We start from the raw sequence: 19,724 nt of genomic DNA on the forward strand, positions 1-19,724 counted from the left end.
ACGAGTATCGCGTGTCCCGCGTCGCTAGGGTCGGACCGTGGCCGTGACCATCGACGAACTCCTCATCGCCGACCCTCCCCAAGCGTGGCGGGAAGCCGGGTTCGCGGTCGACGACGACGGCACCTGCCGGGTCGGGACCGTCCGGATCCGGCTGGTGGGCCGGGAGCGCGGCACGGGGATCGTGGGCTGGTCCCTGCGCGGCCTGCCGGGCGACGGGGCGACGTTCGATCTCGACGGCATCGCGACCACGTCCTCGGCGGCGGCACCGCCGGTGCCCGCGGCCCACGTCACCGGAGTGACGCACATCGACCACGTCGTGCTGCTCTCGCCCGACCTCACCCGCACCCGCGGTGCGCTGGAGGCGATCGGGCTCGACGTACGGCGGGAGCGGGACGCGATGCTGGCCGGAACGCCGATGCGGCAGATGTTCTTCCGGCTCGGCGAGGTGATCCTCGAGGTCGTCGGATCGCCCGACGAGACCGGCGAGGGGCCGTCGAGCCTGTGGGGCATCACCTACACGGTGGCGGACATCGATGTCGCGGCGGAGCGGCTGGGTGTGCGGACGTCGGTGGTGAAGGACGCGGTGCAGCCAGGTCGGCGGATCACCACGCTGCGCCATCGCGATCTCGGCATGTCGGTGCGTACCGCGCTGATCTCACCCCACGTGCGTCGCGGCTGATGCGCCGGGTCTCGGTGGTCGGCAGCTCGGGGACGGGCAAGACCACGCTCGCGCGCCGCCTCGCGGCCTCGTTAGGGGTCGAGTACGTCGAGCTCGACGGCCTGTTCTGGGGGCCGGACTGGTCGCCGGCCACCGCCGACCAGCTGCGTGAGCGGGTCCGGACCGCGACCGCCGGTGACGCCTGGGTCGTGGACGGGAACTACCAGAGCAAGCTCGGCACCCTGGTCTGGGAGCGTGCCGACACCGTCGTCTGGCTGGACCCGCCCCGCTGGCGGGCAATGTGGCAGTCGGTCACCCGCACCGCACGCCGAGCGGCGACCCGTCAGGAGCTGTGGTCGGGCAACCGCGAGACCTGGCGCGGCCTGATGTTCTGGCGCGGTGAGGACTCGGTCGTGTGGTGGGCCTGGACGTCGTACCGCCGCACCCGGGAACGGTACGCCGCCGCGATGGAGGGCGCACCGGCCACGGGCCCGGCCTGGCACCGACTGCGCACCCGCCGTGACGTCGCGCGCTTCCTCGGCGCCGTCAGGGACGGCGCTGCAGCACGACCCAGCCCAGGGCCACGCCGAAACCGGCGATGATCGGGCCGATGATCGAGAAGGTCTCGGACTTCGTGTCGCCGATGACGCCCCACGACAGCAACGTCCAGTAGCCGCCGACCACCAGCAGGAGCAGGGCCGGAGGCAGGCCGAGAAGCAGTTTCTGCCGGCGCGATCGTGCGCCGTAGCGATCCTGGTTCACGTCCCGCAGGCTACTCGGCGGCCCCCGCCCGGCCCGGACCGGACCAACCTTCGGCCAATCTTCGGCTGGTCTCCTGGAGTGACCGTCATCTCATCTCGGGAGAGTCAGTCATGGGGAAGTCACTCGGGCCCGCCGGCATGCCCGCACCACCGAATGCCGGAAGACCATCCACGGCCCGAACACCATCCACGGCCGGAACACCGAAGACCGGGATCGGCCGCCGCTCCTTCGTCGGCTACGTGATGGGCGGGACCGGCCTGGTCGTGGCCGCGGACCTCGCGCTCGGCGCGGCACCGGCGCAGGCCGCGGGCCTGCCGATCCCTTCGGTGCCGCAGATCCCGGAGGTCTACGACCTCAACGACTTCCTCACCCATTGCGCGCTGCCGACGTCCGGGCTGATCGCGATCCACGTCGATGAGCTGGGCGACGCGCATTTCGCGCTGCCGCGGATGGAGGTCGGGCAGGGCATCACGACCTCGACGGCGATGATCATCGCCGAGGAGCTCGACCTGCCGCTCGACCGGGTACACGTGACGCTGGCGCCGGCGCGCAGGGATCTGCTGTTCAACCAGCTGACCGGTGGCTCCAACACGACCATCTCGACGTACACGCCGATCCGGGTCGCCGCCGCCGTGGCCCGCAAGGCGCTGCTGGACGCGGCGGCGATCCAGCTGGGCGCGCTGGTCACCACCCTGACGGTGAAGGGCGGTGTCATCAGTGACCTGCTCGGCAACGTGCTGCCCTACGGCGATGCCGCTGCGCTCGCCGCACCCGCGACGACGCGGAAGGTGGAGGTCGAGCTGAAGGCGGAGTCCGAGCACACGATCGTCGGTACGCCGCAGCGGCGGGTCGATGCCCGGGACGCGGTCACCGGACGCAAGCAGTTCGCGATGGACCTGGACGTGCCCGGGGCGCTGCCGACCATGGTCTGCCGCGCCCCCGACCTCAACGGCACGGCGAAGGAGGTCCGCAACCAGGCGGCGGTCGCGGCGATGCCGGGGGTCACCCACGTCGCGATCATCCCGACCGGTGTCGCCGTCCGGGCGCGGACCTTCGGTCAGTGCATCGACGCCGTCCGCGCGCTCGATGTCGCGTGGAACGCCGGCACGGTCCCGGGCAGGTCGTCGGAGGACATCCTCAAGGAGCTGCGCCGGGCCCAGCTCCCGCTCGCCGTGCCCAAGCTGGGCGCGACGACCGTCGAGGGCGAGTTCGTCTTCCACTTCCGCAGCGGCTCCGCCCTCGAGCCCAACTGCGCGGTCGCCGACGTCCGGGCCGACTCCGCCACCATCTGGGGTGGGCTGAAGTCGCCGATCGTCGCGCAGTCCGAGGTCGCCCGGGCGCTGAAGCTGCCGCAGGGCAAGGTGACGGTCAACGTCGTCCAGGGTGGCGGCTCCTTCGGCCGGAAGCTGTTCAGCGACGCGGCGATCGAGGCGGCGCACGCGTCGAAGGCGTTCGGTGCGCCGGTCAAGCTGATGTGGCACCGGGCAGACGAGCCCCGCCAGGGCCGGGTGCATCCGATGGCGACCTCGCGGATCCGGGCGACCGTCCTGCTCGGCAGCGTGATCAGCTTCGAGCAACGGCACACCTCGGTGTCGACGGACTTCACCCACGGCCTGGGGGAGCGACTGACCGCCGAGGTGGCAGCCCTGCCCACCGGTCTCGGCAACCTGGGGTTCTCCGAGACCGTGTTCCTGCTGAGCCAGGAGCTGCCCTACAACTTCGGCGTCGTCACCCAGCTGCTGAACGAGTCGAACTACGACTTCGACCGGTTCAACACCAGCTCGGTGCGCAACATCTACTCGCCCGACGTACGTTGTGCCAACGAGCTGATCGTCGACCGACTGGCGGCCAGGCTGAAGCTGGATCCCGTCGTGTTCCGGTTGAGGTATGCGAAGAGCGGCATCGTCAAGCGAGTCCTCAAGCGGGCGGCCGAGCTGGGGGAGTGGGGCAGGGCGATGCCCGCCGGCACGGCGCAGGGGATCGCGATCCACAAGGAGTACAAGGGCGCGACAGCCGTCCTCGTGGAGATCGACTGCCGGCCAGAGACGGTGAACCGGAAGGTCCGCGACGCCGTCACCGGGCCGCGGGTCACGAAGGCGACCGTCGTGGTCGACTGCGGCCTCGCCATCAACCCCCTCGGCATCCAGGCGCAGATGATGGGCGGCTTCGCCGACGGACTGGCCCAGGCGTTGAGCTACGGCAACCACCTCGTCGACGGCCACTTCCTGGAGGCCAGCTGGGACAACTCGGCGTACACCCGGCAGTGGAACTCCCCGTTCGACTTCCACTGCGAGGTGCTGGACTCCGACAGCCCGGAGCCCGGTGGGATCGGGGAGGCCGGTGTCGCGGCATCGATGGCCGCCGTCGCGTGCGCCTACGCACGGGCCACCGGGACGATGCCGACGGAGTTCCCGATCAACTTCCGAGACCCCCTGCACTTCGAGCCGAAGCCCTTCGTCCCGTCCATCCCCGAGTCGCCGGTCAACGGCCTCGACCACGTCTCCTGAGGTACCGCCATGACCACGCACACCTTCCGGCTCAACGGCGAGACCGTGTCGGTCGACGTCGAGGACGACGTCCGCATCCTCTGGGTCCTGCGCGACGTGCTCGGGGTGACCGGCCCCAAGTACGGCTGCGGGATCAACGTCTGCAAGGCCTGCACCTCGCACATCAACGGCAAGGCGTTCAACCCGTGCGCTGTGCCGATCGGCGAGATCGGCGCCGACGACGAGATCACCACGATCGAGGGCCTGGCCGACACCGTCCCCGGTGACGGACTGCATCCGATGCAGGAGGCCTGGCTGGAGTACGACGTCGCCCAGTGCGGCTACTGCCAGCCCGGGCAGATCATGGCGGCGGTGGCCCTCGTCGACCGGGTGCGCGCAGAGAACCGGGCGATCACGGAGGACGACCTCGACTCGATCCGCAACGTCTGCCGCTGCGGCACCTACCCGAGGATCCGTGAGGCGATCCGGGCCGGAGCCGAACACTCGTAGTGCTCAGCCCAGCGCGAGCTTCGCCGCGACCAGCACCATGGTTCCGGCGATGCACAGCTCCACGACCTGCCAGGCCCGTGGACGGGCCAGCAGGGGGGCCAGCAGCCGCGCGCCGAAGCCGAGGCCGCAGAACCACAGCACGCTCGCCAGGGCCGCGCCCACCCCGAACCACCAGCGCCCGGACGGCTCGCCGCCGTCGTGGGCGGCGGCGACCGAACCGATGAGGAGCAGCGTGTCGAGGTAGACGTGCGGGTTGAGCCAGGTGAGCAGCACGGTCCGGGTGACGACACTGCGCCGGGTCTCGGACGCGGCATTCGCCGTGCCGTTGGCAGCGGCCAGCGCCTCGGGCCGGGCGGCGCGCCGCAGCGACCCGGCGGCGTACCCGAGCAGGAAGGCGACACCGAGCCATCGCACCACGTCGAGTGCCCAGCCGGTCTCGTCCACGATCGCCCCGACGCCGGCGATTCCGGCGGAGATCAGGATCGTGTCGGACGCCGCGCAGATGAGGACCACGATGCCGACATGGGAGCGGAGCAGGCCTTGCCGCAGGACGTAGGCGTTCTGAGCGCCGATCGCGACGATGAGGGACGCCGTGGTCAGTAGCCCGGCGAGGGCGGGGGCGAGCACGGGTCGAACCTAGAGCGAGACATGGGTGAAGACCAGCGAATGTTCCTTCAGGAACATGAGCACAGCTTAACCTGAGCCCCGTGCGCTTCGAACCGACCCAGCTGGAGACCCTCGTCGCGATCACCGAGGAGGGAACCTTCGAGGCCGCCGCCCGCCGCCTCCACGTCACCGCGAGCGCGGTGAGCCAGCGGGTCCGTGCGCTGGAGCAGGCGGCCGGTCAGGTCCTCGTCCGCCGTACGACGCCCGCGGCCGTGACGCCAGCGGGGGAGCCGCTCGTCCGGCTCGGCCGTCAGCTGCGTCTCCTCGGGGCCGAGGCGTCGGCGAGCCTCGGTGGCGGCGAGGTCGTCGACCTCGCCGTCGCGGTGAACGCCGACTCGTTGGCGACCTGGTTCCGACCGGTGCTGGCGGCGCTCGCGCAGCGTCCGGGGACGGCGCTGTGCCTCCATGTCGAGGACCAGGCCTACTCCGACGACCTGCTGCGCCGCGGCGAGGTGCTGGCCGCGGTGACGGGGGAGCCGCGGCCGGTGCAGGGCTGCGTCGTCGAGCGGCTCGGCGGCCTCCGCTACACCGCCGCGGCCGCGCCGGGGCTGGTCGAGCGGCATCGCCGCGGCCGCGGCGTCGACTGGGCGGCGATGCCGCTGGTCGTCTACAACGAGAAGGACCACCTGCAGGACGACCTGCTCGCCGCCCACGGCGCGGGACGGCCGCCCGTCGTGCACCGGGTGCCCAGCACCGCCGACTTCCACGAGGCGATCCGCGCCGGCCTCGGCTGGGGGATGCTCCTCGATCCGCAGCTCGCCGCCAGCCTGGCCGCCGGCGAGGTGGTCCGGCTGCCCGGCGCCCGCCCCGTGGTCGTTCCTCTCTTCTGGCAGCGCTGGCGACTCGACAGCCCGGCGCTGGCGGCACTGACCGAGGACGTCCGGCACGCGGCGCGCGCCTTGTCGGCGGCGGGCGCTAGGAAGGTGTCATGACCGACGTGTGGCCGATCGTCCGCGAGGAGCGCCTCGCCCTGTCCGCCGACCTGGAGCCGCTGGCGCCCGATCAGTGGGAGCAGCCGTCGCTGTGCGCCGGGTGGACCGTCCACGACGTGCTGGCGCACCTGGTCGACACGGCGAAGACGTCCGTGTCGCGCTTCCTGCTGACCATGGCGCGGGCTCGGTTCGACTTCGACCGCCAGAACCAGGACGGCGTGGACCGCGAGCGTGGGACCACGCCGGCGCTGACGCTGGAGCGGTGGCACGCGGTCACCGACCTGCGCCGCTCGCCTCCGGCACCGCGCGACAGCCGCCTGGTCGAGGCGATCGTCCACGGCGAGGACATCCGTCGCCCGCTCGGCATCGCCCGCGCCTATCCCGCCGCCGCTGTCGCCGCGGCCTTCCGGCTGCAGGCCCGCACCTCCGAGGCGATGGGCGGCACCCGCCGCACCCTCTCCGGCCTGACGCTGGCCGCGACCGACACCGACCTGGTCCACGGCGACGGGCCGCGCGTCGAGGGGCGGGCTCTCGACCTGCTCCTCGTCTCGGCCGGGCGCACGGTCGTCCTCGACGGGCTCACCGGACCGGGGGTGGCGACGTTGCGGGAGCGGCTCGTCTGAGCGGCGGCCACTCAGGCCTCGGCGGCGGCCTTGATCCCCGCCAGCGTCTGCCGCATGCCGTCGCGCAACGACGCGGTGAAGGTGTCCATGCCGCCCAGGAACCCCTCGGTGAGCTCGCGGGAGAGCTCGGAGATGCCGTCGGGCGTGGCCCTGCGCTGGGTGAGCCGGGTGCCGGCGCCGTCTGGGCCGTCTGGGCCGTCTGGGCCGTCGGGCGCCAGGTGGAAGGACCAGACTGCCCAGTTCTCCTCGATCCGGAAGGCGATCTCCTCCTCGGGCGTGAACCGCACGATGCGGGCGTGGGTGGTCCACTCCAGCTCGCCGTGCCGGTTGCGGTTCGTGAATGCGGTGCCCTCGCCGAGCTCGGCTCCTTCCGCGATCCGGGTCGAGGTGACCTGGGGACTCCACTCGGCCATGCGGCGTACGTCGCTGACGAGCTCCCACACCCGCGCGAGCGGCGCGTCGATCGCGATCGAGTCCTCGAGCTGCTGGTCCATGAGTCCTCCCGGGGGATCTGTGCGACCGGTCGGTCGCATTTCGCGGCACGGTAGTCGCGACCCGGTCGACGACGCCTTCCGGATCGATGCCCATCTCACCGCTGCGGACACCCGGCGTCAGCTGTTCGGCGACGACACAGCTCTCGACCGGGCGCGGCGGCACGCTCGCGGTGTGGTGCCGCCGGACCGACCGGACCGACCAGCATGAACAGCTGAGGAAACGGCTCGCGCCGACACCCACCGTGCCGGATACTGCGAGACATGCCGTCCGCCAGCCAGCTCGCCGCGTTCGCGATCGCTTCGTTCCTGTTCATCCAGGTGCCGGGTCCGAGCCTGCTGTTCACGATCGGCCGGGCGCTCACGGTCGGTCGCCGCGATGCGCTTCTGTCCGTGGTCGGCAACGCGCTCGGCCTGGTCGCGCAGGTGCTCCTGGTGGCCGTCGGCCTCGGCGCGGTGGTCGCCGCGTCGGCGACCGCGTTCACGCTGCTCAAGCTCGCCGGGGCGGCCTATGTCGTCTATCTCGGTGTCCGCGCGATCCTGCACCGCGCCGACGCGCGGGCGGCCCTGGAGGCGGTCGGCGTCGGCGAGGCGCCCGCGCGCTCCGCGGGCCTGGTCTCGGTGCGGACCGGCTTCGTGGTCGGTGCGACCAACCCCAAGACGATCGTCTTCTTCGTCGCCTTCCTGCCGCAGTTCATCGATGCCGGCGCGCCCGCCGCGCCGCAACTGGTGCTGCTCGGGCTGCTGTTCGGCGTGATGGCGGTCTGCTCCGACGGCTGCTGGGCGCTCGCCGCCGGACGGGCGCGGGACTGGTTCGCCCGCAAGCCGGAGCGGCTCGACTCTCTCGGCGCCGCGGGCGGCGTGATGATGGTCGGCCTCGGTATCACCCTCGCGACCGCGGAAAGTCACTAACCTGTAGGCGATGAGCACGGATCCGGCCGCCGGGCCGGGCGCAGCCGTCACGGTCAACGGAGCCGCCCGGGCACTCGTCGGCGCCCAGCCGCCGGTCACCGCTCTCGACTGGCTGCGCGGGATCGGGTTCACCGGCGCCAAGGAGGGCTGTGCCGAGGGGGAGTGCGGCGCGTGCGCCGTCCTGCTCGCCCGGCCGTCCCTCGACGGCTCCAGTGACACACCGACGGAGTGGACCGCCGTCAACGCCTGCCTGGTCCCGGCCGCCGCGCTCGCCGGCCAGGAGGTCGTCACCGCCGAGGGCCTCGGTACGCCCGACGCGCTGCATCCCGTCCAGCACGAGCTGGCCGTCCGGGGCGGCTCGCAGTGCGGCTACTGCACGCCCGGCTTCGTCTGCAGCATGGCCGCCGAGTTCTACCGCCCCGGCCGCGAGGCCTTCGACCACCACGCGCTGTCCGGCAACCTGTGCCGCTGCACCGGCTACCGCCCGATCGTCGAGGCCGCCGAGGCGTTGGGCGCGCCGGCCGTCGGTGACCCCCTCGCCTCCCGTACGACGACGCCACCACCGTCGGCGCCTCCCCACTCCGTGCCCGGCTGGGTGCGGCCCGCCGGTCTCGACGAGGCGCTGGCCCTCCTCGGCGAGCCGGGCGCGGTCGCCGTCGCGGGCGCCACCGACCTCGGTGTCGAGGCCAACCTGCGCGGATCGCGTCCCAGGCTCCTCGTCGCCGTCGACCGGCTCGAGGAGCTCCGGACGACGAGCGTCGACGACGGCGTCGTCGAGATCGGCGCCGCCCTCTCGCTCAGCGAGGTCGAGCGCCGGCTCGCGGGGCGGATCCCCTTGCTGGACGAGGTGTTCCCGCAGTTCGCGTCCCGGCTGATCCGCAACGGCGCGACCATCGGCGGCAATCTCGGGACCGGGTCGCCGATCGGCGACCTGCCCCCCGCACTGCTCGCCCTCGACGCCGAGCTCGTGCTCGTCGGGCCGGCCGGCGAGCGGACGGTGCCGCTCACGACGTTCTTCACCGGCTATCGCCGGTCGGTCCGGCAACCGGGCGAGCTGATCGCCCGGATCCGGGTCCCGCTCCCGCTGGCCACGACCACCGCGTTCCACAAGATCGCCAAGCGTCGCTTCGACGACATCTCCTCGGTGGCGGCGGCCTTCGCGCTCGACCTCGCCGACGGTGTCGTGGTGCGCGCGGCGATCGGGCTCGGCGGCGTCGCCGCCACCCCGGTCCGCGCGACCGCCGCCGAGCAGGCGCTCCTCGGCGCCGCCTGGACGCCGGAGGGGATCGCGCCGGCGGTGCGGGCGCTGGCGACCGCCGGCACCCCGATCGACGACCACCGGGCGAGTGCCGCCTACCGCGCGGCGATGCTCGGGCAGTCCCTCCCGCGGCTCCTCGCCGAGAGCGCGGTGACGCGATGAGCGTCGGCGAGGCCCGCCCCCACGAGGCCGCGGCCCTGCATGTCACCGGCCGGGCGCTCTACACCGACGACCTCGCGCTGCGCGCGCCCGGCGTCCTCCACGCCCACCCCGTCCAGGCGCCGCACGCACACGCCCGGATCACCCGGCTCGACCCGCTGCCGGCGTACGCGATCCCCGGTGTGGTGCGGGTCCTGACCGCCGCGGACGTGCCCGGTGCCAACGACTCCGGCACCAAGCACGACGAGCCATTGTTCCCCGACGAGGTGATGTTCCACGGGCAGTCGGTCGCCTGGGTGCTCGGCGAGACGCTGGAGGCCGCGCGACTCGGCGCGGCGGCCGTCGACGTCGGCTACGAGCCGCTGCCGTCGCTGGTCACCATCGCCGACGCGGTCGACGCCGACAGCTTCCAGGGGGCCCGCCCGACGATGGTCCGCGGCGACGTCGAGGCCGGGTTCGCCGCCAGCGCCCGGGTGTTCGAGGGCGTGACCTCGTTCGCCGGGCAGGAGCACTTCTACCTCGAGACGCACGCGTCCTTCGCCCAGGTCGACGACGACGGCCAGGTCAACGTGTCGTCCAGCACCCAGCACCCGACCGAGACCCAGGAGATCGTCGCCCACGTCCTCGGTCTCGCCAGCCACCAGGTCACCGTGCAGTGCGTGCGGATGGGCGGCGGCTTCGGCGGCAAGGAGATGCAGCCCCACGGGTACGCCGCCGTCGCTGCCCTCGGCGCCACGCTGACCGGCCGCCCGGTGCGGGTGCGGCTCACCCGGCAGCAGGACATGACGATGAGCGGCAAGCGGCACGGCTTCCACGCCACCTGGAAGGTCGGCTTCGACGACGACGGCCGGCTGCAGGCGCTGGAGGCGACGCTCACGTCCGACGGCGGCTGGAGTCTCGACCTCTCCGAGCCCGTGCTCTCGCGGGCGCTGTGTCACGTGGACAACGCGTACTGGATCCCGCACGTCCGGGTCGCCGGCCGGATCGCCCGCACCCACACGACCTCGCAGACCGCGTTCCGCGGCTTCGGCGGCCCGCAGGGCATGCTCGTGATCGAGGACGTCCTCGGCCGCTGCGCGCCCGTGCTCGGGCTGGCTCCCGAGGAGCTGCGGCGCAGGAACTTCTACGTCGAGGGCCAGGCGACGCCGTACGGACAGCCCGTGCGGCATCCCGAGCGGCTCGACCGCGCCTGGCAGCAGGTGCTCGACACCGGCGAGTACGCCGTGCGGCGCAAGGAGATCGAGCGCCACAACGCCGGCGACCCCCACCGCAAGCGGGGTCTGGCCATCACGCCGGTGAAGTTCGGGATCTCGTTCAACTTCACCTCGTTCAACCAGGCCGGCGCGCTCGTGCACGTCTACAAGGACGGCTCGGTGCTCATCAACCACGGCGGCACCGAGATGGGCCAGGGCCTGCACACGAAGATGCTCCAGGTCGCCGCGACCGCGCTGGGCCTGCCGATCGAGCGGGTCCGGCTCGCGCCGACCCGCACCGACAAGGTGCCCAACACCTCGGCCACGGCGGCCAGCTCCGGAGCCGACCTCAACGGCGCCGCCGTCAAGGACGCGTGCGCGCAGATCCTCGCCCGCATCGTCCCGGTCCGCGCCCGGCTCGGCACGGACGCGCCGTGGGAGGACGTCGTCCGCGCTGCCTATCTCGACCGGATCCAGCTCTGGGCGGCCGGCTTCTACCGCACCGAGGGCCTGTCCTGGGACGCGACCACGATGACCGGCACCCCCTTCAAGTACTTCGCCTACGGCGTCGCCGCCGCCGAGGTCGAGGTCGACGGCTTCACCGGTGCCTACGAGGTCCGGCGGGTCGACATCGTCCACGACGTCGGCGACAGCCTGTCCCCGCTGGTCGACCTCGGCCAGATCGAGGGCGGCTTCGTGCAGGGCGTCGGGTGGTTGACGCTCGAGGACCTGCGCTGGGACGACTCGGAGGGGCCGCACCGCGGCCGGCTCGCGACGCAGTCGGCGTCGACGTACAAGCTGCCGAGCCTGTCCGAGCTCCCCGCCGACCTGCGCGTCGCGCTGCTGGAGCGGGCCACCGAGGACGGTGTGGTCTACGGGTCGAAGGCGGTCGGCGAGCCGCCGCTCATGCTGGCCTTCTCGGTGCGCGAGGCGCTGCGCGACGCCGTGGGGGCGTTCGGGACGCCGGGGACGAGCGTGGAGCTCGCCTCACCGGCCACCCCCGAGGCGGTGTGGTGGGCGATCGAGAGCGTGCGGAGGTGAGCATGGACTGGCTGCGCGCGCTCCAGCATCTCCGCGAGACCCGCACGCCCGGTGTGCTCGTCACGATCACCGAGGTCCACGGCCACGCGCCGCGGGCTGCCGGCGCCAAGCTGGTCGTGGCGCCCGAGGCGACCTGGGGGAGCATCGGCGGCGGCAATCTCGAGGAGACGGCCGTACGACGCGCCCGGGCCCTGTTGCGCGACCCGGCCGCGCCGCCCGCCACCGAGCGCCACGACCTCTCCGACCGGGCTCCTGCCGAGCACGGCGTCCAGTGCTGCGGGGGCCGGGTGACCCTGCTCTACGAGCCGCTGCCGGTCCGGCGCTCGGTCGCGGTGTTCGGCATCGGCCACGTCGGCCTCGAGCTCGCGCTGCTGCTGAGCCGCCACGACCTCGAGCTCCACCTCGTCGACTCCCGCTCCGACCAACTCGCCGACGACCGGGTCGCGCCGCTGCTGACCGGCCCGGCCGACGTACGCGTGCACCGGGTCCCGGTGCTGCCCGAGCTCGTCATCGCGGAGCTGCCGGCCGGCACCGACGTCCTCGTGCTCACCCACGACCACGCCGAGGACCTGGCGCTGCTCGACGCGCTGCTCCGCGCCGAGGTGCCGGGCTCGATCGGGTTGATCGGGTCGAGCGCCAAGTGGGCCCGCTTCCGCGTCCGGCTCGCCGAGCTGGGCCACGACGAGGCAGCGATCGCCCGGGTGCGCACGCCCATCGGGGACCCCGCGATCACGGGGAAGGAGCCGGCCCGGATCGCGCTCGCCGTGGCCGCGGGTCTCCTCGGCGCAGCCTCGGACCGCCGCCCGATCCCGGCCGGCCCGTCGACCGGCGGCCGGCAGGTTTGAGTTCGCGCTCCGAGGTTAAGGTTCACCAGCCAGAGGGCCTGGCTTCGACGAACTGCGAGCGCGACGCGCGCGTGAGGACTCCTCTCCATGAATCACCCCCAGCCAGGTGCGCCTCCGTCCGGACCGGGCGGCTACCCGCCGCCCCCCGGGCAGCCGCCGTACCCGCAGGGCTGGCCGGCCCCCGGCGGGCCGCCCCCGAAGCGCGGCCGCACCGGACTGACCCTCGCCTTGCTGGCTGCCGGCCTCGTGCTGGTCCTGGTCGTGATCGGCGCCGTCGCCCTGGTTGTGCGTGGCGGGGACGCGGAGGACTCGGACAGCGGTGCCGGTGGCGCTCACGAGGCATCGTGCGAGGTCTACGCGGACGTGGTGTCGAGCAGCGAGATCTGGGCGGCCACCGAGTTCGACCCCGACAAGCTGCAGGAGATGTACGACGCGGCGCTCGCCGACATCACCGACGACGAGATCGAGGAGCTGGTCTCGGCGGAGGCGACCGTCGTCGTGGCGTACTACCGAGCGGTCGCTGAGTGGAAGCAGTCCATGATGGACGCCCTGGGGCGCGGGGAGTCGCCGGAGACGACGCTGCCTGACGAGCTCACGACGCAGCAGGGCGAGATCCCCCGCGTGCAGGGCGCCGTCATCGAGGCCTGCGCGGACGTGCTGCCCCAGCGTGAGGACGACGCGCCCGTCCCGCGGGTCACCGCTCCGTCGCTGGACAAGCCGACCTGGATGGACGAGTGATGTCGGGTCACCCCTATCCGCCCGCACCGCCGACGGGCGGCGGGCGACGCGGCTTCCCCTGGCTGGCGGTCCTGGGCTCCCTCGCCCTGGCGCTGGTCCTGGTCATCGGCGTGACCGCGGTCCTGGTGCTGGATCGCGACGAGGAGCCGAAGGAGCGCCGGAGCACGAGCGACGAGCTGCGGGAGCGTCTGATCGGGGACAGCCGTGTCGAGCTCCCGACCACGGCGGAGGTCGACGACGCGCTGTCGGGCTACGACTTCACCTCGGTCGTCACCGGGGTGGGCACCGATGCGGACCTGACGGTTCCGGCCACCTATGACGCCGACGTCGCGGATCCCTGGCTGGGTGCCGCCGGCAAGATCGAGGTGTACGCCGACGCGGCCCTGACGCGCCCCGTGCCGATCTCGATCCTGCCGGACCTGACCTCGTCCGGCTCGGATCCGCACCTGGCGATCACGCCGGTGAAGGTACGCCGCACGCACATCACGCACGAGGGCGGGCAGGCCCAGGGAACCCTGGCCGACCTCGGCACCTACTGGAACCTCAGCCCGCACGTGTACGTCGTGCAGTACCTCACCCCCGACGGTGCCCAGCGGCCGCGACCCCTGGTCACCGAGGTCCACTTCGAGGCCGAGACGCCGGCGCCGGCCCAGGTCGCCTCGTCGGTGACCGAGGAGGGCGACGCGCTGCTGGAGTGGTCGCCGGTCGAGGGGGCGACCGAGTACGTCGTGGTCCTGGAGCAGCGGCGCGACAGCAGTCTCGACGGCACGGTGCGGGTCATCGGGCGGACGACGGAGACCACCTGGTCGTCAGCGGAGACGACGCGGTGCCGGCGTGCCTCCTGCACCCAGAACGACGTGCTGAAGCTGACCACGGTCGACGCCTCCACCATGGCCTCGCTGCCCCAGCTGGCGGGAGAGAGGATCGACGCCCGCCTCGGCGTGGTCGCTGTCGTGGATCGGCAGGCGTCGGTGCTGGCGGCGGTCGACTTCAGCGGCCTGGAGACGCTTCCGGTCCGGTCCGACCGGAAGTGGGATGCCGGGGCCGACGTGTGGAGCCGCGGCCTGCAGGCGCTGCCGAGCCGCTTCCTGTTCGCCTCCATCGACGGGTCGACCCGGGCGACGGGCGCCTATGTCGACCGCGCCGAGGTACGCCGGCAGGGCCGCTTCTGGAGAGTGCCGTTGCGGGGCCAGGGGACCCGGCTCGTCGATCCGGTCCGGATCCCGGCCGACCAGGTCGGCGACATCGATGCCGCGGTCGCGACGTTCAACGAGCGCGCGCTGCGCGACTACCCGAAGGCCGGCCTGACCGAGTCCAGCCTCGTGATCGACGTCGACCATCCCCAGGTGCCGAGCCCGGAGCTGCCTGCGCCGGACTATCCGGTCTTCGGCAGCAACGAGCTGACCAGGTTCATCGCCGGGCAGCTGATCGCCGGCTCCACGGCCATCGACCTCTCCGAGTTCGCCGACCAGCCGGGCCTGCCCAGCGTCGAGGATGCGTGGGACGAGGCGGTCTACCAGAATCCCTACGCTCTCTCGTACTACGACCGGTCGACGTTCGACGGCAGCGTCCTGCACGTGGAGCCGATGTACACGCAGGCCGAGAAGCGGGTGCTGCAGGACCAGCTGGCCGACGCTGCCGAGAGGATCGTGAAGAGCGAGATCACGGCGGGCATGAGCGTGGCCGACAAGGTGAGTGCGCTCAACCGCTATCTCGTGGACAACGCGGACTACGACCACGCAGCGCTCGAGGGATCGCCGGGGAAGTACCGCGCGGACACTCCGGACAAGTACCGCTACGCCTGGGAGCAGGGCATCCTGCTGAGCGGCAGCGGGGTGTGCATGAGCTACTCGTACGCCTTCCAGGCGCTCGCGGACGAGGCCGGCGTCGAGTCGGTCGTCGTCACCGGCGATCTCGCCAACGGCGGCGCTCACGCGTGGAACAAGGTGAAGGTCGGGGACAGCTGGCGCGCGGTGGACGTGACGTGGAACGACCCGGGCGGGCCCTGGAACTCCTCGGACGGCACCCGCTATCTGATGATCCGCGACGGCGAGTTCACCGGCAATGCGCTGCGCTCCGAGAGCGACGACTGGGTGGCCGACGCCTACGTCGGCCAGTACGCGACGCGCTGACGCAGCATCGAGAAGAGGGTGAGCAACCTGAACGCCTACGAACCGCAGCCTCGTGCCGCCTTCCAGGGATATGGGACGGCACCGGGGGGATCCGGTGCGGTGCCGGTCTGGCTGATCGTCGAGGACGGCGTCATCGCGCTGCTGGCACCGGGGCAGAGCCCGACGGGCTTCGTCGACGTCTTCCGGGTCCCGGTCCACCAGGCGAGGGTGAGCTCGGCCGCCCAGCGGATCACCGTGACGGTGGGCGGTACGGCGTACCCCGTGCTGGCCCGGCCGCACGGACCGGTCATCGGGGCGGGACTCGCCGCCGCAGGCTCGGTGGCCGGTCTCGCGGGAGCCGGTGTCGCCCACGGCGGGACCGCGGCGGCTCGTGCCGGCAACCTCGCCGCCGACGCGTCCGCGTTCGCGCGGCAGGGCGGTCACGAGCTCCTCGCCGCGCTGCGGCAGTCGGGCGCTCCGGTGCGCCGGGTCGGCTACGGACCACTCCTGGCCGTGGGCTTCGCGGTCGGCCTGCTGCTCGTGGTCCTGGTCACGGTGGTCACCGTCGTGGCGGTGTCCTGACGATCCGCTCCCCGGGCCGATCGCAGGACCGATCTCAGTAGGCCGTGCGCGCCTCGTTGGCCAGCCAGGCGTCGAAGGGAGCGGCGGCATCGGGCAGGCGGACGTTGGCGACGTCCATCGACCACGCCGAGCGCGGCCGGTCGAAGAGCTCGTAGAAGGCGCGGTCGTCGAAGCCGCCGCGGGCGGCGTCGTCCCGGTCGGCGGCATACACGACGCGGTCCAGGCGTGCCCACAGAGCGGCAGACAGACACAACGGGCAGGGCTCGCAGGACGTGTAGAGCGTGCAGCCGGCCAGCTCGAAGGTCGCGAGCGAGGTGCAGGCGGCGCGGATCGCGACCACCTCGGCATGAGCGGTCGGGTCGAGGTCACGGGTGACGTGGTTCTGGCCCTCGGAGACGAGGACCTCGCCGCGGACGATCACGGCACCGAACGGCCCGCCGCCGTCGGCGACATTGGCGGTCGCCAGCGCCACGGCGCGGGCCAGCCAGGTCTCCTCGCTCATGGCGCCCATTCAACAAGGCAGGTCAACCCTGTGACGCCACGAGCCGCTCCATGACGCGGCGCAGCGCCTGGACGACGCGTTGCGCCGAGCGGCGGCGCAGGGCCTCGGGGCGCGCGAGGACGTCGATGGTGCGGCTGGTGCTCAGCCCGTGCAGGGGGCGGAGCACGACGTCGTCGTACGGGTGGGCGGAGGTGTAGCGCGGCAGCAGCCCGATGCCGGATCCGGCGGCGACCAGCGCCGCGACGGCGCCGTAGTCGTTGACGCGGTGGACGACGTCGGCGCTGCGCCGGGTGAGTGCGGCGACGGCGGTGAGGACGTCGTCGGGGGAGTAGCCGGCCCGGCTGGTCACCCAGCGCTCGCCGACCACGTCGCGCGGGCGCAGCCGGTCGCGTGCGGTGAGGGGATGGCCGGCGGGGAGGGCGACGTCCAGGGGCTCGCGGGCCAGGGTGACGACGTGCAGGTCGTCGGTGGGCCAGGGCGGGCTGTGCTCCATCCGGTGGGCGAGCACGAGGTCGTACTGGGCGGTGAGGGCCGGGAAGTCGCGCTGGGCGACGTCCTCGTCGGTCAGCCGGAGCTCGGGCGCGTCGGGGCCGGCGTCGAGCTCGCGCAGCAGCGGGCCGAACAGCGCCTGGCCCGCGCTGTGGAAGCTGCTCAGGGTGACCGTGCCGCCGGGGGAGTCCTCGAACTGCTCGACGGCCGTGCGGGCCGCCGCCATCGCGTCGATGACGCCCGCGCCGGCCCGGGCGAGGACCCGGCCGGCGTCGGTCAGCGTCAGCACCCGTCCCTCGCGCCGGGTCAGGGGGGTCGCGAACTGTCGCTGCAGCGCGGCCAGGTGCTGCGAGACCGCGGACGGCGAGACGTGCAGCGCCTCCGCGACGGCGGTGACGCTGCCGAGGGCGCCGAGCTCGCGCAGGATCGTCAGCTGGTGGATCTCCACGCGACCCAGCCTACGGTGAAGTGATCTCTTAACAGACCATGCAGGAAGTGCCCGTTGCTCTGCACGGTCGCGGAGCGCTGCAATGGACCTGTGAAGGCGCTCTTCAAGGCCGAGGCGGGCCCCGGGCTCGCGCTCGTCGACCGCCCGGACCCGGTCTGTGGTCCGGCCGACGTGGTGATCCGCGTGCTCCGCACGGGCATCTGCGGCACCGACCTCCACATCCTGCGCTGGGACGACTGGGCGGCGGGCGCGGTGCGGGCGCCGCTGACCCCCGGTCACGAGTTCTACGGCGAGGTCGTCGAGGTCGGCCCGCTCGTCGACGATGTCGCGGTCGGAGACCGCGTCTCCGGCGAAGGCCACATCGTGTGCGGCACCTGCCGCAACTGCCGCGCCGGGCGACGCCAGATGTGCATCCGCACCGTCGGCCTCGGCGTGCAGCGCGACGGGGCGTTCGCGGAGTACCTCGGCCTGCCGGCCAGCAACGTGTGGGTCCACCATCCCGACGTCGCACCCGACCTCGGTGCGATCTTCGACCCGCTCGGCAACGCGGTGCACACGGCGCTGGCCTTCCCGCTCGTCGGCGAGGACGTCCTGGTCGCCGGCTGCGGCCCGATCGGGCTGATGGCGATAGCGATCGCCCGCCACGTCGGCGCCCGGTACGTCGTCGGGACCGACGTCAGTCCGGCCCGCCTCGAGCTGGCCACGGGGATGGGAGCCGATGCCGTCGTCGACGTGTCGACCGGTTCCGTGGCCGACGTGCAGCGGGTGCTGCACATGCGCGAGGGCTTCGACGTCGGCTTCGAGATGAGTGGCGCCCCGTCGGCGCTGCCGCAGATGATCGACAACATGAACCACGGTGGCCGGATCGCGATGCTCGGCCTGCCGAGCGCACCGTTCGCCGTCGACTGGGGGAAGGTCGTCACGCACATGCTGACCCTCAAGGGCATCTACGGTCGCGAGATGTTCGAGACCTGGAACGCCATGGGCGCGATGCTGCAGTCGAGCAGCACCCTGCGCGAGGCGATCGGGTCGGTCATCTCCGACCGGCTGCCCGCGCGCGAGTGGGAGCAGGGATTCGCGATCGCGGCGTCCGCCGGGGTCGGCAAGGTCGTGCTGGACTGGACGGAGCTGTGATGTACGGAGACTTCAGGAACCACCTCACCGACGAGCTCGACGGGATCGAGCGGGCCGGGCTCACCAAGCGCGAGCGCGGCATCCGCGGCCCGCAGCGGGCCGAGATCGTCGCCGACGGCGCCGAGGTGCTCAACTTCTGCGCCAACAACTATCTCGGCCTGGCCGACGACCCGCGACTGCTCGACGCCGCCCGCGGGGCGCTCGACACCTGGGGCTACGGGATGGCCAGCGTCCGGTTCATCTGCGGCACCCAGGAGCAGCACCTCGAGCTCGAGCGCCGGCTCTCGGACTTCCTCGGCACCGAGGAGACGATCCTCTACTCGTCGTGCTTCGACGCCAACGGCGGCGTCTTCGAGACGCTCTTCGGGCCCGAGGACGCGATCATCTCCGACGCCCTCAACCACGCCTCGATCATCGACGGCATCCGGCTCTCCAAGGCGCGCCGCCTGCGCTACGCCAACCGTGACATGGCCGATCTCGAGGAGCAGCTGAAGGCCGCCGCCGACGCGCGCTTCCGGGTCGTCGTCACCGACGGCGTGTTCTCGATGGACGGCTACCTCGCGCCGCTGCGCGAGATCTGCGACCTCGCCGAGAGGTACGACGCCCTCGTGCTCGTCGACGACTCGCACGCGGTCGGGTTCATCGGGGCCGGTGGCCGCGGGACGCCCGAGCTGTGCGGTGTCGCCGACCGGGTCGACATCTACACCGGCACCTTCGGCAAGGCCCTCGGCGGCGCGTCCGGCGGGTACGTCTCCTCGCACCGCGAGATCGTCGCCCTGCTGCGGCAGCGCTCGCGCCCGTACCTCTTCTCCAACACCCTGGCCCCCACGATCGTCGCGGGCACACTGCGGGCGCTCGACCTGGTGGAGGACTCCGGCGAGCTGCGCGAGCGGCTGCGCGCCAACGCCGCGCTCTTCCGGGAGCTGATGGGCGCCGAGGGCTTCGACCTGCTCCCCGGCGAGCACCCGATCGTCCCGGTGATGTTCGGGGACGCCGCCCTCACGGCCCGGGTCGCCGACGAGATGCAACGGCACGGCGTCTACGTGACGGCGTTCAGCTTCCCCGTCGTGCCCCGTGGCGAGGCCCGGATCCGGGTCCAGCTCTCCGCCGCCCACACCGAGGACCAGGTACGCCGCTGCGTGGCCGCCTTCGTCGCGGGACGCGAAGCGTCCCAGGCCTGATGT

Annotated in this window: 20 protein-coding genes; 15 read left to right on the forward strand and 5 right to left on the reverse strand. The window is 72.6% G+C overall.

The genetic code is table 11. The features are described from left to right. Nucleotides 1-37 precede the first annotated feature (37 nt). Together KVF89_RS29175 and KVF89_RS29180 are read left to right on the forward strand one after the other, a co-directional pair. A complete protein-coding gene (locus KVF89_RS29175) occupies nucleotides 38-679 on the forward strand; it encodes a VOC family protein (protein WP_257430665.1) in 642 nt (213 codons plus the stop codon). Next, complete coding sequence (locus KVF89_RS29180) at nucleotides 679-1,260, forward strand: AAA family ATPase (protein ID WP_257430667.1); 582 nt, start codon at nucleotides 679-681, stop codon at nucleotides 1,258-1,260. Before KVF89_RS29175 ends, KVF89_RS29180 begins: the two co-directional genes overlap by 1 nt. Here KVF89_RS29180 and KVF89_RS29185 read toward each other — a convergent pair. Then, nucleotides 1,205-1,420 carry a hypothetical protein gene (locus tag KVF89_RS29185; protein ID WP_257430669.1) on the reverse strand — a complete coding sequence of 72 codons (216 nt, stop codon included), beginning with the start codon at nucleotides 1,418-1,420 and terminating at the stop codon, nucleotides 1,205-1,207. The two genes, KVF89_RS29180 and KVF89_RS29185, sit on opposite strands and share 56 nt — an antisense overlap. A gap of 242 nt (nucleotides 1,421-1,662) precedes the next feature. On the opposite strand from KVF89_RS29185, the gene KVF89_RS29190 reads away from it, so the two are divergent. Then, nucleotides 1,663-3,927 (forward strand): molybdopterin cofactor-binding domain-containing protein, encoded by a 2,265-nt coding sequence (locus KVF89_RS29190; protein WP_257430879.1) that lies wholly within the window; start codon nucleotides 1,663-1,665, stop codon nucleotides 3,925-3,927. Nucleotides 3,928-3,936: 9 nt separating this feature from the next. Further along, the gene (locus KVF89_RS29195) at nucleotides 3,937-4,416 is read left to right on the forward strand and encodes a (2Fe-2S)-binding protein (protein ID WP_257430670.1); all 480 of its coding nucleotides are present in this window, start codon (nucleotides 3,937-3,939) and stop codon (nucleotides 4,414-4,416) included. A gap of 3 nt (nucleotides 4,417-4,419) precedes the next feature. Here the strand turns inward: KVF89_RS29195 and KVF89_RS29200 are convergent, their stop codons facing one another. Further along, nucleotides 4,420-5,043, reverse strand: a complete 624-nt coding sequence (locus KVF89_RS29200; protein WP_257430671.1) for a LysE/ArgO family amino acid transporter — start codon at nucleotides 5,041-5,043, stop codon at nucleotides 4,420-4,422. An 80-nt stretch (nucleotides 5,044-5,123) separates the two neighbouring features. Here KVF89_RS29200 and KVF89_RS29205 point away from each other — a divergent pair, with 80 nt between their 5' ends. Continuing rightward, nucleotides 5,124-6,014: an ArgP/LysG family DNA-binding transcriptional regulator gene (locus tag KVF89_RS29205; RefSeq protein ID WP_257430672.1), complete on the forward strand. Its 891-nt coding sequence runs from the start codon at nucleotides 5,124-5,126 to the stop codon at nucleotides 6,012-6,014. Then, nucleotides 6,011-6,637 (forward strand): maleylpyruvate isomerase family mycothiol-dependent enzyme, encoded by a 627-nt coding sequence (locus KVF89_RS29210; protein WP_257430673.1) that lies wholly within the window; start codon nucleotides 6,011-6,013, stop codon nucleotides 6,635-6,637. The genes KVF89_RS29205 and KVF89_RS29210 overlap by 4 nt, the downstream gene beginning before the upstream one ends. 11 nt (nucleotides 6,638-6,648) lie before the next feature. Here KVF89_RS29210 and KVF89_RS29215 read toward each other — a convergent pair whose 3' ends face one another. Further along, nucleotides 6,649-7,131, reverse strand: coding sequence for an SRPBCC family protein (locus tag KVF89_RS29215; protein ID WP_257430674.1), 483 nt, complete (start codon nucleotides 7,129-7,131; stop codon nucleotides 6,649-6,651). 261 nt (nucleotides 7,132-7,392) lie between these two features. Here KVF89_RS29215 and KVF89_RS29220 point away from each other — a divergent pair, with 261 nt between their 5' ends. The 7 genes from KVF89_RS29220 (at nucleotide 7,393) to KVF89_RS29250 (ending at nucleotide 15,967) form a co-directional block, all read left to right on the forward strand. Beyond that, a complete protein-coding gene (locus KVF89_RS29220) occupies nucleotides 7,393-8,040 on the forward strand; it encodes a LysE family translocator (RefSeq protein ID WP_257430675.1) in 648 nt (215 codons plus the stop codon). Nucleotides 8,041-8,050: 10 nt separating this feature from the next. Beyond that, the gene (locus tag KVF89_RS29225; protein WP_257430677.1) at nucleotides 8,051-9,460 is read left to right on the forward strand and encodes a xanthine dehydrogenase small subunit; all 1,410 of its coding nucleotides are present in this window, start codon (nucleotides 8,051-8,053) and stop codon (nucleotides 9,458-9,460) included. Continuing rightward, entirely contained in the window at nucleotides 9,457-11,691 is a 2,235-nt protein-coding gene (gene xdhB / locus KVF89_RS29230; protein ID WP_257430678.1) for a xanthine dehydrogenase molybdopterin binding subunit, read from the forward strand. The genes KVF89_RS29225 and xdhB overlap by 4 nt, the downstream gene beginning before the upstream one ends. Before the next feature lie 2 nt (nucleotides 11,692-11,693). After that, a complete protein-coding gene (xdhC, locus tag KVF89_RS29235) occupies nucleotides 11,694-12,536 on the forward strand; it encodes a xanthine dehydrogenase accessory protein XdhC (protein ID WP_257430679.1) in 843 nt (280 codons plus the stop codon). A gap of 87 nt (nucleotides 12,537-12,623) precedes the next feature. Next, nucleotides 12,624-13,274 (forward strand): hypothetical protein, encoded by a 651-nt coding sequence (locus KVF89_RS29240; RefSeq protein WP_257430680.1) that lies wholly within the window; start codon nucleotides 12,624-12,626, stop codon nucleotides 13,272-13,274. Next, nucleotides 13,274-15,406: a transglutaminase domain-containing protein gene (locus KVF89_RS29245; protein WP_257430682.1), complete on the forward strand. Its 2,133-nt coding sequence runs from the start codon at nucleotides 13,274-13,276 to the stop codon at nucleotides 15,404-15,406. The genes KVF89_RS29240 and KVF89_RS29245 overlap by 1 nt, the downstream gene beginning before the upstream one ends. 18 nt (nucleotides 15,407-15,424) lie before the next feature. After that, the gene (locus KVF89_RS29250) at nucleotides 15,425-15,967 is read left to right on the forward strand and encodes a hypothetical protein (RefSeq protein WP_257430683.1); all 543 of its coding nucleotides are present in this window, start codon (nucleotides 15,425-15,427) and stop codon (nucleotides 15,965-15,967) included. Between the two features lie 34 nt (nucleotides 15,968-16,001). Here KVF89_RS29250 and KVF89_RS29255 read toward each other — a convergent pair whose 3' ends face one another. After that, a complete protein-coding gene (locus KVF89_RS29255; RefSeq protein ID WP_257430684.1) occupies nucleotides 16,002-16,469 on the reverse strand; it encodes a nucleoside deaminase in 468 nt (155 codons plus the stop codon). A 22-nt stretch (nucleotides 16,470-16,491) separates the two neighbouring features. After that, on the reverse strand, nucleotides 16,492-17,406 hold the full coding sequence (locus tag KVF89_RS29260) for a LysR family transcriptional regulator (protein WP_257430686.1): 915 nt from the start codon (nucleotides 17,404-17,406) through the stop codon (nucleotides 16,492-16,494). 90 nt (nucleotides 17,407-17,496) lie between these two features. Here KVF89_RS29260 and tdh point away from each other — a divergent pair, with 90 nt between their 5' ends. Beyond that, nucleotides 17,497-18,540, forward strand: a complete 1,044-nt coding sequence (tdh, locus tag KVF89_RS29265) for an L-threonine 3-dehydrogenase (RefSeq protein WP_257430688.1) — start codon at nucleotides 17,497-17,499, stop codon at nucleotides 18,538-18,540. Next, nucleotides 18,540-19,721 (forward strand): glycine C-acetyltransferase, encoded by a 1,182-nt coding sequence (locus KVF89_RS29270; protein WP_257430690.1) that lies wholly within the window; start codon nucleotides 18,540-18,542, stop codon nucleotides 19,719-19,721. The genes tdh and KVF89_RS29270 overlap by 1 nt, the downstream gene beginning before the upstream one ends. Nucleotides 19,722-19,724 lie beyond the last annotated feature (3 nt).

The organism is Nocardioides carbamazepini (assembly GCF_024614185.1).
Classification (GTDB): domain Bacteria; phylum Actinomycetota; class Actinomycetes; order Propionibacteriales; family Nocardioidaceae; genus Nocardioides; species Nocardioides carbamazepini.